The sequence below is a fragment of the Bradyrhizobium sp. UFLA05-112 genome (assembly GCF_053572325.1).
The window spans coordinates 14,375-30,936 of sequence record NZ_JBANBK010000093.1; the positions used below are offsets into that span (position 1 = coordinate 14,375).

General features: G+C 63.0%; 15 protein-coding genes. 6 read left to right on the plus strand and 9 right to left on the minus strand.

The window, feature by feature from the left end:
- The first annotated feature begins 109 nt into the window (after positions 1-109).
- The 3 genes from SO180_RS35525 to SO180_RS35535 all read left to right on the plus strand — a co-directional run bounded on the left by SO180_RS35525 (position 110) and on the right by SO180_RS35535 (position 3,149).
- The gene (locus SO180_RS35525) at positions 110-961 is read left to right on the plus strand and encodes a 3-hydroxybutyryl-CoA dehydrogenase (RefSeq protein ID WP_449383475.1); all 852 of its coding nucleotides are present in this window, start codon (positions 110-112) and stop codon (positions 959-961) included.
- A 186-nt stretch (positions 962-1,147) separates the two neighbouring features.
- The gene (gene ccoG / locus SO180_RS35530; RefSeq protein ID WP_449383476.1) at positions 1,148-2,602 is read left to right on the plus strand and encodes a cytochrome c oxidase accessory protein CcoG; all 1,455 of its coding nucleotides are present in this window, start codon (positions 1,148-1,150) and stop codon (positions 2,600-2,602) included.
- 151 nt (positions 2,603-2,753) lie between these two features.
- The gene (locus SO180_RS35535) at positions 2,754-3,149 is read left to right on the plus strand and encodes a group III truncated hemoglobin (protein ID WP_449383488.1); all 396 of its coding nucleotides are present in this window, start codon (positions 2,754-2,756) and stop codon (positions 3,147-3,149) included.
- 112 nt (positions 3,150-3,261) lie between these two features.
- Here the strand turns inward: SO180_RS35535 and SO180_RS35540 are convergent, their stop codons facing one another.
- Positions 3,262-3,423 (minus strand): hypothetical protein, encoded by a 162-nt coding sequence (locus tag SO180_RS35540; protein WP_449383477.1) that lies wholly within the window; start codon positions 3,421-3,423, stop codon positions 3,262-3,264.
- On the opposite strand from SO180_RS35540, the gene SO180_RS35545 reads away from it, so the two are divergent.
- On the plus strand, positions 3,415-4,068 hold the full coding sequence (locus SO180_RS35545; RefSeq protein WP_449383478.1) for a QcrA and Rieske domain-containing protein: 654 nt from the start codon (positions 3,415-3,417) through the stop codon (positions 4,066-4,068). The two genes, SO180_RS35540 and SO180_RS35545, sit on opposite strands and share 9 nt — an antisense overlap.
- A 114-nt stretch (positions 4,069-4,182) precedes the next feature.
- Positions 4,183-5,910 (plus strand): methanol/ethanol family PQQ-dependent dehydrogenase, encoded by a 1,728-nt coding sequence (locus tag SO180_RS35550; RefSeq protein ID WP_449383479.1) that lies wholly within the window; start codon positions 4,183-4,185, stop codon positions 5,908-5,910.
- Between the two features lie 93 nt (positions 5,911-6,003).
- Here the strand turns inward: SO180_RS35550 and SO180_RS35555 are convergent, their stop codons facing one another.
- The 7 genes from SO180_RS35555 to xoxF5 form a co-directional block, all read right to left on the minus strand.
- A complete protein-coding gene (locus SO180_RS35555) occupies positions 6,004-6,264 on the minus strand; it encodes a hypothetical protein (RefSeq protein ID WP_449383480.1) in 261 nt (86 codons plus the stop codon).
- 55 nt (positions 6,265-6,319) lie between these two features.
- Positions 6,320-8,635, minus strand: a complete 2,316-nt coding sequence (locus SO180_RS35560) for a xanthine dehydrogenase family protein molybdopterin-binding subunit (protein WP_449383481.1) — start codon at positions 8,633-8,635, stop codon at positions 6,320-6,322.
- Positions 8,636-8,637: 2 nt separating this feature from the next.
- The gene (locus SO180_RS35565) at positions 8,638-9,090 is read right to left on the minus strand and encodes a (2Fe-2S)-binding protein (protein ID WP_449383482.1); all 453 of its coding nucleotides are present in this window, start codon (positions 9,088-9,090) and stop codon (positions 8,638-8,640) included.
- A gap of 622 nt (positions 9,091-9,712) precedes the next feature.
- Positions 9,713-10,276, minus strand: a complete 564-nt coding sequence (gene gfa / locus SO180_RS35570; RefSeq protein ID WP_449383483.1) for an S-(hydroxymethyl)glutathione synthase — start codon at positions 10,274-10,276, stop codon at positions 9,713-9,715.
- Between the two features lie 33 nt (positions 10,277-10,309).
- On the minus strand, positions 10,310-11,419 hold the full coding sequence (locus SO180_RS35575; RefSeq protein ID WP_449383484.1) for an S-(hydroxymethyl)glutathione dehydrogenase/class III alcohol dehydrogenase: 1,110 nt from the start codon (positions 11,417-11,419) through the stop codon (positions 10,310-10,312).
- A gap of 63 nt (positions 11,420-11,482) precedes the next feature.
- Complete coding sequence (locus tag SO180_RS35580; RefSeq protein ID WP_449383489.1) at positions 11,483-11,974, minus strand: c-type cytochrome, methanol metabolism-related; 492 nt, start codon at positions 11,972-11,974, stop codon at positions 11,483-11,485.
- Positions 11,975-12,087: 113 nt separating this feature from the next.
- Positions 12,088-13,890, minus strand: coding sequence for a lanthanide-dependent methanol dehydrogenase XoxF5 (gene xoxF5 / locus SO180_RS35585; protein ID WP_449383490.1), 1,803 nt, complete (start codon positions 13,888-13,890; stop codon positions 12,088-12,090).
- A gap of 502 nt (positions 13,891-14,392) precedes the next feature.
- Between xoxF5 and SO180_RS35590 the strand changes: the two genes are divergently transcribed.
- The gene (locus tag SO180_RS35590; RefSeq protein ID WP_449383485.1) at positions 14,393-15,361 is read left to right on the plus strand and encodes a helix-turn-helix domain-containing protein; all 969 of its coding nucleotides are present in this window, start codon (positions 14,393-14,395) and stop codon (positions 15,359-15,361) included.
- 8 nt (positions 15,362-15,369) lie between these two features.
- Here SO180_RS35590 and SO180_RS35595 read toward each other — a convergent pair whose 3' ends face one another.
- Entirely contained in the window at positions 15,370-16,407 is a 1,038-nt protein-coding gene (locus SO180_RS35595) for an FUSC family protein (RefSeq protein ID WP_449383486.1), read from the minus strand.
- Positions 16,408-16,562 lie beyond the last annotated feature (155 nt).

Here is a 16,562-nt window from a genome sequence, read left to right on the forward strand (position 1 = left end):
GGAAGGGCCTATCAGAATTAGGTCGCGGCCCGGCTTGCGGCGCGCGCGACCCTGGTTCAGGCAGAAGGGGCCGGTTGGCGCGCCCGACAGATGAGAAGGATTTGAAGCAATGATCCAAACCGTTGGTATCATCGGGGCTGGCACCATGGGGAACGGCATCGCCCAGGTCTGTGCCGCGGCCGGGCTTTCGGTCGTGATGGTCGATATCTCCGACGCGGCGGTGGGTCGCGGGATTGCGACCGTCGGCGGCAGCCTCGAGCGACTGGTCAAGAAGGAGAAGATTTCGGCGGCCGATCGCGAGGCGACGCTCAAGCGCATCACCGGCACCACCGACCGTGCCAAGTTCGCGGACTGCGACCTCGTCATCGAGGCCGCGACCGAGAACGAGGAGCTCAAGGTCAAGATTCTCAAAGACCTCTGCGTGAGCCTGTCGCCGCGCACGCTGATCGCCACCAACACCTCGTCGATCTCGATCACCAAGCTCGCCGCCGCGACTGATCGTCCCGATCGCTTCATCGGCATGCATTTCTTCAATCCGGTGCCGGTGATGCAGCTTCTGGAGCTGATCCGCGGCTTGCAGACCTCCGACGACACCCACGCCAAGGCACTCGATTTCGCCCAGCGTGTCGGCAAGGTCGCGATCACAGCCAAGAACAGCCCGGGCTTCGCCGTCAACCGCATCCTCTGCCCGATGATCAACGAGGCGATCTTCGCGCTTCAGGAGGGGATCGCGACGGCCGAGGAAATCGACGCCGGCATGAAGCTTGGCTGCAACCACCCGATCGGGCCGCTCGCGCTCGCCGATCTCGTCGGGCTCGACACCATGCTGTCGGTGATGGAGGTCTTCTACAAAGGTTTCAACGACCCGAAATACCGTCCGGCGCCCTTGCTCAAGGAAATGGTCGATGCCGGCCATCTCGGCCGCAAGACCGGCCAAGGCTTCTATACCTATAACGCCTGATAGAGCTTGAGGCCGCGATCGCCGAGGCGGCCAACTCATTTCCGTAACTGGCGGCCGGCTCGAACGGCCGCCAGTTCATCGTCGAAATCTGCACTTTCGTTCCGAAGTTTGTGCTCCAACAAAGAGGGCGTGCCGCTATCCGCTTACCGTCGCCTTGCTCCAGCGAAATCGGGACTGCGGACTGCGATGACTGTCATTGAAATCGATCACTCCCGCACGCGCGCCAAGGCGGGTGCGGCCAGGGTGGACGCGCGCAAGAGAGCCGCAATGGCAACATCGCGCGTGGTGCCGCAAGCCGTTTCAGGACGCATACGGCGGATCAAGTGGGCCATCCTCCTCCTGACGCTCTCGATCTACTACATCACTCCGTTCCTGCGCTGGGACCGCGGGCCGAATGCGCCCGACCAGGCCGTGCTGCTCGACTTCGCGCATGGCCGTCTCTATGCCTTCTTCATCGAGATATGGCCTCAGGACCTCTACCTCGTCACCGGACTGCTGATCCTCGCATCGGTCATCCTGATCCTAGCGAATGCGCTTGCGGGGCGGGTGTGGTGCGGTTTCGCCTGTCCGCAAACGGTTTGGACCGATCTGTTCCTCCTGGTCGAACGCCTCGTTGAAGGCGACAGGCGCGAGCGGCTGAAGAACATGAACGCTCCGCTGACCGTCGCGCGGGCGCTCCAAATCGGCATCAAGCACAGCACCTGGCTGCTGATCTCGCTGATGACTGGCGGCACGCTGATCTTCTATTTCACGGATGCGCCCGACCTCGTTCGCGCATTTACGGGCGGCGACGTCTCCGCGACGGCTCTGACCTGGATCGCCGTCTTCACCGGGACGACCTATGGCCTTGCGGGCTTCGCGCGCGAGCAGGTCTGCACCTTCATGTGTCCCTGGCCGCGGCTGCAGGGCGCGATCTGGGATCCGGAAGCCTTCACGGTCAACTATCGCGACTATCGGGGCGAGCAGCGTATGTCGGCCAAGAAGGCCACGGAACTTCGCGCGCGCGGCGAGGCCGCCGGCGATTGCGTCGATTGCGGCCTGTGCGTCAACGTCTGTCCGATCGGGATCGACATTCGCGAGGGGCCGAATTTCGCCTGCATCAATTGCGGACTCTGCGTCGATGCCTGCGACAGCGTCATGAGAAGGCTCGATCGCCCCCGCGGCCTGATCGATTATGAAAGCTGGCGCAACATCGAGCGGGGTCATCGCGGCGAGGCCCGTGCCTCACGGCTGGTGCGCCCGAAAACCGTCGCGCTCGCGGTGGTCAGCGTCGGATTGGCGGCTGGTCTCGCCGGATTGCTGGCGACCAAGGCAACGGGCGCCATAGCGGTGCTGCACGACCGCGATCCCCTGGCTGTGACCCTGTCCGATGGCTCGGTCAGAAATGCCTACACCGTCAAGCTTCTCAACAAGGCAAGCGTCGCCCACCACTACACTTTGACGATAAAAGGCATAGATGCGAGCCTGAGCATCGTTGGTCACGACGATGGAACTCCCATCAGCGTCGAAGCGGATGGCTCGGAATCGCTGCGGGTCACCCTGACCACGGCGAATCCGAAGGACGCCGATGTGGTTTTCACCGCCAGCGACGAGATCGGAGGGTCGGTGCTATCGACCGCCGACAAGTTCGTGGCTCGCTGAAGGGCATGGAATAAGAAGACTTGGAATAAGAAGACTTGGAACACGAGGACTTGGAACAACGCGAATGGATGCCGAGAACGAGATGCCTGACCGGATGACGATCGATCGCAAGGCGGCGGCGGAACGGCGCAGCCTGCTTGCCCAGGACGTGATGGAGCGAACCGGGATCAACGAGGCGATGATCGGGGAACTGGTCGCGCGGTTTTATGGCCGCGTGCGCGAGGATGCGTTGCTCGGTCCGGTGTTCGCGATCGTGAAGAATTGGGACGAGCATCTTTCCAAGCTGCGCGATTTCTGGTCGTCGGTAGTGCTGACCACCGGGCGCTATCACGGCCAGCCGATGCGAGCGCATCTTCCGCTCAGCCTGATCGGCGATCATTTCGATCGCTGGCTCGATCTGTTCGAGCAGACCGCGCGTGAGGTCTGTCCACCGGCCGCGGCGGCTTTGTTCATCGACAAGGCGCGGCGCATTGCCGACAGCTTTGAAATGGCGGCAGCGACGCAAAGCGGGCGCATGTTCACGCCGCGGCACATGCTGCGCTCTTGAAAATGATATGCCTGCCTGACAAACGTGCAGCCATCTTGAATTGAATCTGCAACGCGCGACGCGATGGCGCGTCGCACCAATTCCAACATGTTCGGTCTGATCTGCAAAATGATCATGCCCGATCGTGCATCTTGACATTGCGATCGCAAAACGCCTGTGAATGCGCATTTTTGCATTCAATCAAAGCGAGCATCATGAGAATGATGCACTGCGGCGCAAATTCTTCGCCTTCTTTTTGGCAGAGTCCCAGCGCCTGCTGGCGTGCATGACGCATTCAACGCACACCACGTCGTCTCTACCCTCCGCCAACATTGAGGAACCTGAAGCCTGCGTCTGTGCGGCGCAGACGCGACGAACGCTGTTGATCGGTGCACTTGCCACCTCGGCTTGCCTTGCTGGCTCCGGGCGCGGCGCGGCGGGCGAAGATCCGCCGGGCGCAGACGAGCGGCCGCAGAAGGGCGATGTGCTGGTGTTCTCCGAAGGCGATCACGAAGGCAAGCTCGTCACGCCCGCCGATCTGCCGCTTGGCGGCCCGCCGGGGCATGCCTGGCCGAAGGATCCCAAGACATCGGTGGTGCGCAGCGCCTCGCGCCTCAACGAGATCCTGATCATCCGGCTCGATCCCGCCGAGCTCGACGATCAGACGCGCGCGCGTGCGCAGGACGGCATCGTCGCCTATTCGGCGATCTGCTCCCATGCCGGCTGTCCCGTCACCGCCTGGGTCAAGAGCGATGTCGGCGACAAGGAGGTGTTCAAGTGCATGTGCCACAATTCCGAATACGATCCGCGACAGGGCGCGCAGGTCGTGTTCGGGCCAGCGCCGCGACGGCTTGCAGCGCTGCCGCTGGCACTCACTGACGGCGCGCTCAGCGTCGCCGGCAATTTCATCGGAAAGGTAGGTGGCCAGCAGCCAGGGTGATCAGCCGCGGGTCGCGCCCGCGCGCCAGAAGCGGTCGCGCCCGCAGGCGTGCGGGCGAGGAGACAAACAAACTTCAAGAATTCAAGCAGCAAGAATTCAAAAGGGGAAACGTCCATGACCAGAAAACAATGGTTGTTGTCCGGCTTCGTCGCCTTCACCTGCATCGTCTCGACCTCCGCGGGCGCCGGTCCGATCGAGAGTTACACGCCAGTCACGTCGCAGCGTCTGGAAAATCCGGAACCCGGCAACTGGATGCTGTATCGCCGAACTTATGACGGGCAGGGCTATAGCCCGCTCGACCAGATCAATACCAGCAACGTCAAGGATCTCACGCCGGTCTGGACTTTCGCCACCGGCGTGATCGAAGGCCATGAGGCGCCGCCGATCGTCAATAACGGCGTGATGTTCGTGGCGACTCCGATGGGGCAGGTGATCGCGCTGAACGCCAAGACCGGCGACGAATACTGGCGCTACAAGCGGCAGCTCCCTGACGACCTGTTCCAGCTGCATCCGACCAGCCGCGGCGTCGGCCTGTGGGACGACAAGCTTTATCTCGCCACCACCGACGACCACGTCGTTGCGCTCGACGCCAAGACCGGCAAGGTGGTCTGGGATACGAAGGTGCAAGACTACAAGAAGGGCCAGTACATGACCCTGATGCCGCTCGTCGTCGACGGCAGGGTCATCGTCGGCGGCTCCGGCGGCGAGCTCGGCGTGCGCGGTTACGTCGCTGCATTCGACGCCAAGGACGGCAAGGAATTATGGCGCACCTTCACCATTCCAGGTGAGGGCGAACCCGGTCACGACACCTGGCAAGGCGACGACTGGAAGACCGGTGGCGGCTCGGCCTGGATGACCGGCACCTACGACAAGGACTTGAAGACGATCTACTGGGGTGTCGGCAACGCCGCGCCATGGCCCGGCGACAGCCATCCCGGCGATAATCTCTACACCTCGTCGGTGATCGCGCTCGATCCCGCCAACGGCAAGATCAAGACCTATCACCAGTATCACCAGAATGACTCCTGGGACTGGGACGAGGTCGACGCGCCGATGCTGGTCGATCTGCAACGCAACGGCCGCTCGATCAAGAGTCTGATCCATCCGGGACGTGATGCGATCTTCTGGGTGCTCGAGCGCACACCGACCAAGATCAACTACGTCGCTGGCTGGCCGTTCGTCTCCACCGACGTCTGGAAGGGCATCGATGCCGAGAGCGGCCGGCCGATCGTCGATCCCGCGCATAAGCCGGTGATCGGCAAACGCGTCGAGTTCTGCCCGTCGCTGTGGGGCGGCAAGGACTGGCCTTCGGCGGCCTACAGCCAGAAGACCGGCCTCGTCTACGTTCCCGCCAATGAAAACTTCTGCGGTGGCTTCACTGGCGAGAAGGTGGCGCTCAAGCCCGGCGAGCTCTGGCTCGGCACAAAGCCGGAAGATATTGGCCTGAAGGCGAAGCCCGGTGCGGATCATTTCGGCGAGCTCCAGGCCTGGGATCCCGCGACCGGCAAGAAGCTGTGGCAGCACGACTTCCCGAAGTCGCAGCTGTTCGGCTCGGTGACGGCGACCGCGGGCGATCTCGTCTTCGCTGGTGGCACCAACGACCGCTACTTCCGCGCCTTCGACGCCAAGACCGGCGAGCTGCTATGGCAGCAGAAGACCAACTCCGGCATCATGGGCATGCCGATCTCCTACGAGATCGACGGCACGCAATATGTCGCGATCCAGTCCGGCTGGGGCGTCGACGCGCAACGCATCCAGGATGCGCTTGCGACCAACAACATCGGCATTGAGGCCAACGTGCCGCAGGGCGGCGTGATCTGGGTGTTCGCGCTGAAGAAATAGGGCGGACCGACCCCGAGCAGCGCGGCCAGGGGGGCAACGAATGCGGCGGACGAAACGTCCGCCGCATTCTGCTTGTTGAGCTGTGAGGCGGGCTTACTTGCCCTCGCGCTCGACCTTGCCCTTCTCCTTCGCGTTCATCTCCTTGACCTTCGGGTCCTGACTGGACTGCCCCGTGGTCTGGTTGGTCGAAGCGGGGGGAGCATTGCTCGGCAGCGAGGTCTGGTCCGGCGTTGAGGGACGCGTCGCGGTGGCCGGAGGCGTCGTGTTGCCCTGTGCCTGACTTTGGGCCTGTGCGGTCAAAAGAAAGGCGCCCGACAGCACCAAGACTGCGAGCGCCCGTGAGGTGATGTCCATCGATCTCTCCTGTCGGATCGATGGCAACGGCGAACTGTCGCCTAACGTTCCCTCATCACGCCTCCAATTGCTTGCCGATCGGCAGGGAGCGGATGCGCTTGCCGGTTGCAGCGAAGATCGCGTTGATCAGCGCCGGCGCGAATGGCGGAACGCCGGGCTCGCCGACGCCGCTCGGCGGCGTGTCGGGCCCCGGAGTCACGATATGGACGTTGGTCACCAGTGGAGATTCGTCCATCCGGACCACAGGGAAGTCGTCATAGTTCTTCTGCTGGACCTTGCCGTCCCTGAAGGTGATCTCGCCGTACTTGGCGAGGCTCAGGCCCATGATCGCGGCGCCCTCGATCTGCGACTGGATGCGCTCGGGATTGACGAAGGTGCCGCAGTCGATGGCGGTGTCGACCCGCGGGATCGTCAGCTTGCCCTTGTCGTCGACGGCCGCTTCCACGATCGTCGCGATGTAGCTGACGAAGCTGCGGTGCACGGCGATGCCGAGGCCATGGCCCTTCGGCACCTGGCGGCCCCATTCGCCCTTCTCGGCCACCAGCTCGACCACCTTGCGCAGGCGCGCGGTGTCGATCGGATAGCTGTCGTAGGGCTCGCCATAGTTCCAGAGGTCCTTCACCGAGGCGAGCTTGACGATGCGGGGCGAGCCGATCAGCTCGAGCAGCATGTCCTTCTGATCGCGGCCGGTGGCCTGCGCGATCTCGCCGACCATCGACTGCACCGCGAAGGCGCGCGGGATATTGGAGACCGAGCGGAACCAGCCGATCCTGGTATGGGCGGCCGCTTCCGGATTCTCGCAGGAGATGTTGGCGATCTCGAAGGGCATGTCGACGAGGCCCATGCCGAGTTCGAACGAGGCCTGGTGCACGGTGCCCGCCGCGAATGTCGAGGCGATGCTGGGCGCAACGCTGCGGTGGCGCCAGGCGATCACCTTGCCGCTCTTGTCGAGGCCGGCCTCGATGCGCTCGACCGAGACGGTGTGCAGGAAGCCGTTGTGGAGATCATCCTCGCGCGTCCACTGCACCTTCACGGGCGCGCCGAGCTCCTTGGAGAGCAGGGCGGCCTCGAGCGCATAGTCGCATTTCGACTTGCGGCCAAAGCCGCCGCCGAGCAGCGTTACGTTCACGGTCACGTTCTGCTCGGGGATGCCGAGCGTCTTGGCGACGTCCTCGCGGGTACCGCCGGGGCTCTGCACCGGCGCCCAGATCTCCGCCTTGTCGCCCTTGACGTCGGCAACAGCCACCGGCGGCTCCATGCTGACATGGGCGAGGTGAGGGATGTAGTACTCGCCGACGATCACCTTGTCGGCGCTCTTGAGCGCGGCATCCGCATCGCCCTCGTTGCGCACGACGAGGCCTGGTTTGCGCGCGGCCTCCTCGAGCTCCTTGCGGTAGGCGACCGACTCGTAGTTGCCGTTCGGCCCGTCATCCCAGACGAGCTTCAGCGCATCGCGACCCTTGATCGCAGCGCCCGTATTGCGGGCGATCACGGCCACACCGCCGAGGGGCTGGAATTTCGACGGCCACGGCCAGCCGCGCACCTGCATCACCTTCTCGACGCCCGAGACCTTCATCGCGTCGGCCGGGTCGAAGGAGACCAGCTTGCCGCCGGTCACCGGCGGACGCGCAATGACGGCGTATTTCATGCCGGGCAGCCGCACGTCGGCGCCGTAGCCTGCCTTCCCCGTGGTGATGTCGTGGAGGTCAACGATGCCGATCTGGCCCTTGGTGAGATAACGGAAATCCTTGGGGTCTTTCAGCTTGAGGCTGTCGACGCTCGGCAAGGATTCCTTGGCTGCGTCGGCTGCGAGCTCGCCGAAGCCGAGCTTGCGTCCGCTCGCGCTGTGAACGACCTCGTGATTGGCCGCTTTCACTTCCGTCGCCGGCACGCCCCAGCGCTTGGCTGCGGCCTGCTCCAGCATGATGCGCGCAGAGGCGCCGATCTGGCGCATCGGGATCAGATAGTGTCGCGTGCTGCGAGAGCCGTCGGTGTCCTGGTTGCCGAACTTGACCTCGTCGCCATGGGCCTGCTGGACCTTCACCCTCGACCAGTCGGCTTCCATCTCTTCGGCGACGATCAGCGGCAGGCTGGTGCGCACGCCGGTGCCCATTTCCGAGCGGTGCGCGACGATGGTGACGATGCCGTCGGGAGCGACCGCGACGAACACGCGCGGGTCGACCACGACGCCGTGCGGCATCTTCCCGGCGCCGGTCTCATAGGCGAACGCCTGGCGCGACATCACGGGCGCGGCGAGCACGAAGCCGCCGGTGACGCCCAGTCCCTTCAGGATGCTGCGGCGGGAAACCTTCTCGATCCTGACGTGCTTCTCGAAGCCACGAAGCTTCTTTGGGTTGTCGATGAAATTCATGGTCACACCCCCGTCGATGCGAGATGGACGGCATTCTCGATGCGCTGGTAGCAGCCGCAGCGGCAGATGTTCCCCGCCATCGCCTCGCGGATCTGGTCGTGTGACGGCTTGGGATTGTCCATCAGCAGGGCCGCGGCCTGCATGATCTGGCCGGCCTGGCAGAAGCCGCATTGGGGAACATTGACCTGGCGCCACGCTTTCTGCACGGGATGATCGCCGTTCGGATGCAGGCCTTCGATGGTCGTGACCTCGCGACCCGCAACGTCGTTGACCGAAGTGATGCAGGCGCGCACAGCTTCCTTGTCGACGATGACGGTGCAGGCGCCGCACAGCGCCTGGCCGCAGCCGAATTTGGTGCCGGTCAGCCCGACTTCGTCGCGGAGAAACCAGAGCAGCGGAAGATCCGGGTCGCCATCCCAGCTTTGTTCCTGGCCGTTGATTTTTATCTTGATCATGATCGTTTCTCGCTCTTCTTAAGCCAATGATCCGATGGGCGTGATTGATTGGTGTGGCGGCGTCCGCATCCTCTGCTTCCGCAAGCCCAAGCAACTCCCGGGGCGGAGGGGATGACGACGGGCGATGTCTGGAATGTGCTCGATACCTCCCGGTTGATTCTTTTTTGATGATTTTCGCGCGGCATCGTGACGAGCGTGATGCTAGCAGAAACCGGACACCGCGGACATCACAGCCGCTTGTGTTCGCGACCAGATTGCATCTGCGATTTGTCAAAAGGTGGGCGCGATCCGTCGCTTGCCCCTTGCGCGGTGCGGCAGAGCATCATTGCGACCGACATAAAAAAGCTTCGTCCGGCGGGACAGCGCGGACGAAGCAGGAGACCTCAGTCGAGGGAGGGAAAACGCAGGGACACAAGCTTTGCGAGCTGGCGACGCTGCGGAGTGTACAAATCTCGATGCTGAGGGAACCCACCGCCACACGAGCACATGGGCGGCAATGCCGGCCATCTGGTTCGCGCCCGATCCGAGAGGACCCGACCGGCTCGCTGGGTTCAGGACCAGCGAGCCGAAAGGTGGAAAGAACGAACGCGTTGCCTCAGGCAGCCGCTAAGCAGCTTTGTACCTAAGCAGCTTTGGCCTTCGCGACATGGGTCGCGATCGCGTCCATCAGCGCCGGTGACAGGCAGTCATAGGGCTCAAGCCCGATTTCCTTCAGCCGTGAACGGATGTCGGCCATCTGCTCCGGCTTCACGCCCGATTCGATCACCGAGGAGACGAAGGCAGCAAATTGCGGGGCCTGCGAGCCCTGCTCCTGGAACAGTTCGGGATGGATGAAGTCGAGGCCGTAGAACGGGTGGCCCTTGTTCTCGATGCGGCCGTACATGTGCGTGCCGCAGGCCTTGCAGGCGTGGCGCTGGATCACCGCCGACGGATCGACGATCTCCAGCTTGTCGCCGTTCTCGAGCACGGTGACGTTCTGGCGCGGCACCACGGCGACGACGGAGAACGTCGCACCCTGCGGCTTCCAGCACTTCGTGCAGCCGCAGGCGTGGTTGTGCGCCACGTCGCCCTTGATGCCGACCTTGACCGGGTGGTCCTTGCATTTGCAGACCAGCGTGCCACCGGCAAAGCTGCCGCTGCCCTGTTTGAGGCCATTGTCGATCGAGGGATGGAGAGCAACAGTCATGGGACGATCCTCCTTGTGGGTGATGGTTCTGGTTTAGTAGACGACGACCGAGCGGATCGATTTGCCCTCGTGCATCAGGTCGAAGCCCTTGTTGATGTCTTCGAGCTTCAGCACGTGGGTAATCATGGGATCGATCTGGATCTTTCCGTTCATGTACCAGTCGACGATCTTGGGCACGTCGGTGCGGCCCCGCGCGCCGCCGAACGCGGTGCCTCTCCAGTTCCGCCCGGTGACGAGTTGGAACGGGCGGGTGGCGATCTCCTTGCCGGCTTCCGCAACGCCGATGATGATCGATGTTCCCCACCCGCGATGACAGCATTCCAGGGCTTGGCGCATCACCGTGGTGTTGCCGGTACAGTCGAAGGTGTAGTCGGCGCCGCCATCGGTCAGCGTCACCAGGTGCTGGACGATGTCGCCGGTCACCTTCTTGGGGTTGACGAAGTGCGTCATGCCGAACTTGCGGCCCCAATCCTCCTTGGAGTCGTTGATGTCGACGCCGATGATCTTGTCGGCGCCGGCCATCTTGGCGCCCTGGATGACGTTGAGGCCGATGCCGCCGAGGCCGAACACCACGACGTTGGAACCCGGTGTGACCTTGGCGGTGTTGACGACGGCGCCGACACCGGTCGTGACGCCGCAGCCGATGTAGCAGCTCTTGTCGAAGGGGGCATCCTCACGGATCTTGGCGACTGCGATCTCCGGCAGCACCGTGAAGTTCGAGAAGGTCGAGCAGCCCATATAGTGGTAGATCGGCTTGCCCTTGTAGGAGAAGCGGCTGGTGCCGTCGGGCATCACGCCCTTGCCTTGCGTCGCGCGGATCGCGGTGCAGAGGTTGGTCTTTCCGCTCAGGCAGCTTTTGCACTGCCGGCATTCCGGCGTGTAGAGCGGGATGACGTGATCGCCAGGCTTCACCGAGGTCACGCCTGCGCCGATCTCGCGGATGATGCCGGCGCCCTCGTGGCCCAAGATCGAGGGAAAGATTCCTTCGCTGTCAAAACCGTCGAGCGTGTAGGCGTCGGTGTGGCAGATTCCGGTCGCCTTGATCTCGACCAGAACTTCGCCGGCCTTCGGTCCCTCCAGGTCGACCTCGACGATTTCAAGCGGTTTTTTCGCTTCGAAAGCGACCGCGGCACGTGTCTTCATCGTAAGCTCCTCAAATTCTCTCCCGGAGACGCCAAGACGTCGTCTCGACCGTGCACCAATCGTTCATTTCCTGCCCATGCAGGAGTCTTCGGCCTTTGTATAGGCCTCCTTCTTGTCCTCATGCTTGCCCGGCCGCGCGCGACCCCAGGCTTCGTTGGAGCGGGCCCGCAGATAGACGTAGAGATCGTCCATGTAGCAGGCCACGTTCGGATTATCGCCGAAGGCCGGCATCACGTTCTCCTGCGCGGTCGAGACGTTCTTGCGGCCTGAGGCGACGACGCCGAGGAAGTCGGCGTAGCTCATGGTCTTCAGGGAGTCCTTCAACGCCGGAGCGTAGGTCGATCCCATTCCGTCCGGACCATGACAGACATGGCAGTCCGAGTGATAGCGGCGGTATCCGGAATAGGTGTACCAGTCTACGGATCCGTCGGCTGAAACCTTATAGGTCGGATTTCCTTCCTTATCGAGCCACTCACCATTTTCATTTTGCTTGACGGCGCCCGGGTCGCCCGAGCCATCCGCGAATGCAATTCCTCCGGACGCGACGAAGATCATCGCAACTATGACAGAGCAGATTCTACGCAAGAGATTTTTTCCTCGACAGCGCGCGGTGGAGACGAGCCGGCGCGTGGAGTTGATCCACGCGCCGGGACGATACGAGGTCGAGGCTAGTTCGGCAGCGAGAACACGGTCAGCGTACCGCCGAGCGCCGTGTAGTTCGACAGTGCCGCGTAGCCGCCGACTGCGCCGAGACCGGCGGTCGGATCGGTCAGGCCTGCCGCCAGGCCGATGCCGGCCCAGCCGCCCACGCCGGAGAGGACTGCGACGTACTGCTTGCCGCCGTTCTCATAGGTCGTGACGTTGCCGATGATGCCGGAAGGGGTCTTGAACTTGTAGAGCTCCTTGCCGGTCTTGGCGTCGACCGCCTTCAGGTAGCCTTCGAGCGTGCCGTAGAACACCACGCCGCCGGCGGTTGCGAGCGCACCCGACCAGACCGAGAACTGCTCCTTGTTCGACCACACGATCTTGCCGGTCTTGCCGTCCCAGGCGATGAAGTTGCCCATGTTGGTCTCGCCCTGCGGCGGATACATCGAGAGCGTCGCGCCCACATAGGGCTGGCCCGCGGTGTAGCTGACCTTGAACGGCTCGTAGTCCATGCAGACGTGGTTGGTCGGAACGTAGAACAGCTGCGTGTCCGGCGAGTAGGCTGCCGGCTGCTCGTCCTTGGTGCCGAGCGCGGCCGGGCAGATGCCCTTCACGTTGACGTCCTCGCCGGCCTTGTCAGTCGACGCGGCGTCAAGAACCTTCGGACGGCCGTAGGTCGGGGAGTTCTTGTCCATGTCGACGCCGGAGGTCCAGTTCACCTTCGGATCGTACTTTTCGGCGACCAGCAATTCGCCCGTGGCACGGTCGAGCGTGTAGCCGAGACCGTTACGATCGAAATGCGTCAGCAGCTTGCGCGGCTGGCCGCCGATCTGCTGATCCGAGAGGATCATCTCGTTGACGCCGTCATAGTCCCACTCGTCGTGAGGCGTCATCTGGTAAACCCACTTGGCAACGCCGGTATCTGGATTACGCGCCCAGATCGTCATCGACCATTTGTTGTCGCCGGGACGCTGCTTCGGGTTCCAGGTCGAGGGATTACCCGATCCGTAATAGATCAGGTTGAGCTCGGGATCGTAGGAGATCCAGCCCCATGTCGCGCCGCCGCCGATCTTCCATTGATCGCCTTGCCAGGTCTTGAGGCTGGAGTCCTTGCCCACCGGCTTGCCGAGCGCAGTGGTCTTGTCGTCGACCAGAATCTGGTCATCCGGCCCTTCCGAATACCCACGCCAAGCCAGCTTGCCGGTCTTGATGTCGTAGGCGGTCATATGGGCTTGAACGCCGAATTCGCCGCCGGAGATGCCGATCAGCACCTTGTCCTTGACGACCATCGGCGCCGAGGTGCCTGTCTCGCCCTTTGCGGGATCGCCATTCTTCGCGGTCCAGGCAACCTGACCGGTCTTGGCATCGAGCGCGACCAGCGTGGTGTCGGCTTGATGCAGGAAGATCTTGCCGTCGCCATAGGCCAAGCCGCGGTTGACCGTGTCGCAGCACATCACCGGGATGACGTTCGGATCCTGCTTCGGCTCGTACTTCCAGATGATCTTGTTCTCGTTGGAAAGGTCAAGGGCGTAGACCTTGTTCGGGAACGGCGTGTGGACGAACATCGTGTTGCCGATGATGAGCGGTCCACCTTCATGGCCGCGCAGCACGCCGGTGGAGAAGGTCCATGCGACCTGCAGCTTGCCGACGTTCTGCGCGTTGATCTGATTGAGCTTGGAATAGCGGGAATTGGCGTAATCGCCAGTGGGCATCACCCAGTCTTTCGCGTTTTGCGACATCTTGTTCAGCTCGTCATTGGCTGAAGCGCTGCCGACGGCCAGAGCCGCGGCAGAGCCAAGAAACGTCGCTAGTAGCACCTTGCGCATAGTCATTCCTCCTAGGTCTCGTTTATTGTTTCCGAAGCATTGCGTACCGCTGGGCACTGAGGTCCAGCGTCTGCTCGTGCAGGGCGGTCACGATTGGGACCAGAAACGATGCTGTGCTGTTTCCTCCTCCTGGATATGAGCCACAGGTCCGCTTTCACGTGCGGCCCGTTTCTTGTTGTTCCTGGCACAATCCGTAACCGGTTCGTAAACGGGAAACTTGCCCAAGAGAGAAGGGCATTTGCTCGACAGCGCAAAGGCGCGAACTTTTTGATTTTGCAGTAGCGAATTCAGCAGCTTCTGTGCTGCCTGGCCGCGGGCACTGGACTCAGGTTCCCCTTGACGGCGCTGCAACTAAAGCGGAGGATTATCAATTAAGGATGGCAGACGGAGCACTGGCGCTTGCTCCAAAGACCGCCCTAATTTGAGGTAAACGTCGCTTCATCGTCACAGGGGGCCTCTGGCGGCACCCAACGCGATTTGAATCAAATCAGTGGCTGGGATCATGTCCGACACAATACACACGCTCAGCACGACCGGACTCACGCCGAAGAGGCAGATCCAGAGCTGGGTCGACGGGCTGACGAGTCTCTGTGGACATTTCGATGTCGATCCGCTGGAAGCGACCGCGCTCGAAGGCCGCATCGATTACACCACCGTATCGCGCCTGAAACTCTGCCAGATCGAGGTGAGCCAGCATCGCATCGCGCACACGCATGCGCGCGCCAAGGCCAATGAGCACCCCTACATCAAGATTCATTTCCAGACCTACGGCATCTCCTATTTCGAGCAGGAGGGCCGCCACATCGAGCTGATGCCCGGTGACATCATCGCCTATGACGTGTCCTGTCCGCACTCGATCATCAGTCCCGCCTTCACGCGGCATGACGTGGTGATCGTGCCGAAGGCTCTGCTGCGCGATCGCGGCTTCCCGTCTCAGCGGATGCCGGCCTGCAAGCTGACCGCGCGCACCGGCACCGGGCGAATCGCCCACGATTTCGTCCACGCCACCTTCGACGAAGCCGCCAAGCTGTCGGCGAACAGTGCGGTCGGCGTCGCTGATTCGCTGATCGACCTCCTATTGCTGCCGCTGCGCGAGGCCGACACGATGTTCGATCGGGTCGGACCCGAGGCGATGTATGTGCGTGCCCAATTTTTCATCCGCGAGCATCTACGTGATCCGGATTTGTGCATCGACCAGATTTCCGCCGAGCTCGGCTGCTCCAAGCGCTATCTGCACATGCTGTTCAGCGAGCGCGGCACGACGGTGAGCGACTACATCTGGCAGGCACGCCTTCAGAACTGCCGTCAGGAGCTCGAGGCCCACGCCGGCAAGACCATCACGGACGTCGCCTTCTCCTGGGGCTTCTCGAGCTCGTCACATTTCAGCCGCGTGTTCCGGAAGTACTTTGGCGTCGTGCCGTCGTCGATCCACAAGGCGCAGCAGAACGCCGTCGTCTCCGAAGAGCATTAGGCCTGGCCTCACGAGGAGGCTTGTGACGGTCCGCCGCCCTTCTGCGTGATGCGCCGCCAGACGATTTCCGTCAGACCCACCGCAATGAGACCGAACGCGCCGCCCGTGATCACGTTGACCACGCGCTCTTCGGCAATTCCGCTTGCCCCTCCCGCGAACGACGCCGCGAGGGCGATGAAGAAGCAGCGCAAGCCAAAGCCCACGATGTAGCGGGAGAATGCGATCAGCGTGAGCGTCGCGCCGAGAACGGCGAGCGCATAGCCGGCGCGACTCTCGGGCAGCGCGACGCCTGCGAGGAAGCCGAGCGGGACGCCGACCAACGCGCCGATGGCGCGCTGCTTCAGCTTTCCGGTGGAGGCCGCGAGATCGCCGACGACGACGCTTGCGGCCGACCACATCACCCATTGCCCCTGGGCCAGATGCAAAGCCTCGACCAGGGCAGCCGCGGCAAATACGGCCATCGCCGTTGCGGCCGCGGGCAGAAACCATTCGGCCGCGGCAGGTCCGAAAGAGGACGGTGTGTGGACAGGGCGGCGCCACCGGTCATAGATCTGGATGCCGCAGACGAGCGCGAGTGCAATCGGGGACGATGCCACGATCACCTCGGCATGACGCAGGGCCTCGGGCGCACTTACCCCCTCGCGCACCTCGCAGGCGAGGTAGACCGCGGGGATGAAGACCCAGTTGCCCAAGGTCCGCAACGCGTTTCCGTAGCGTGTGACCGCCACGGCAAGGAAGCCGGCCAGCGCCGTCAGCGCCACGAACAGCGGCTTGATCGGGGCGGCGAGGAAGAGGGTGACGAAGGTGACGATGATCGCGAGGTAATGCAGCGCGATCGTTCGCGGAGCGAGGTGCAGTTTCAGCGCGGGAATGAGCAGGGACACCGCGACCAGTGCCAAATTCAGCAGCGCCGCCTCACGGAAGAGGAAATAGGCCGCAACGAGCGGGCCGACGACAACCAGCGCTCTGACGATATCGCTGGTCCTGATCTCCCGGAACAGGACGTCGCGCAGGCTTGCAGCGGGCGGGATGGTCGGCGAGCTCACGATGGCACCGGATCGTCAAAGGCGATGCATAGCACGGAAATGGCCGCGGTGACTTTGGCTTCGAACAGTCCGGGGCGCATGCGAGCGCCGTGCCGCACTCTCGCTGTCATCGCCCGGCTTGACCGATGGCCAACCTGTCGGCGATGTGTCCGAAC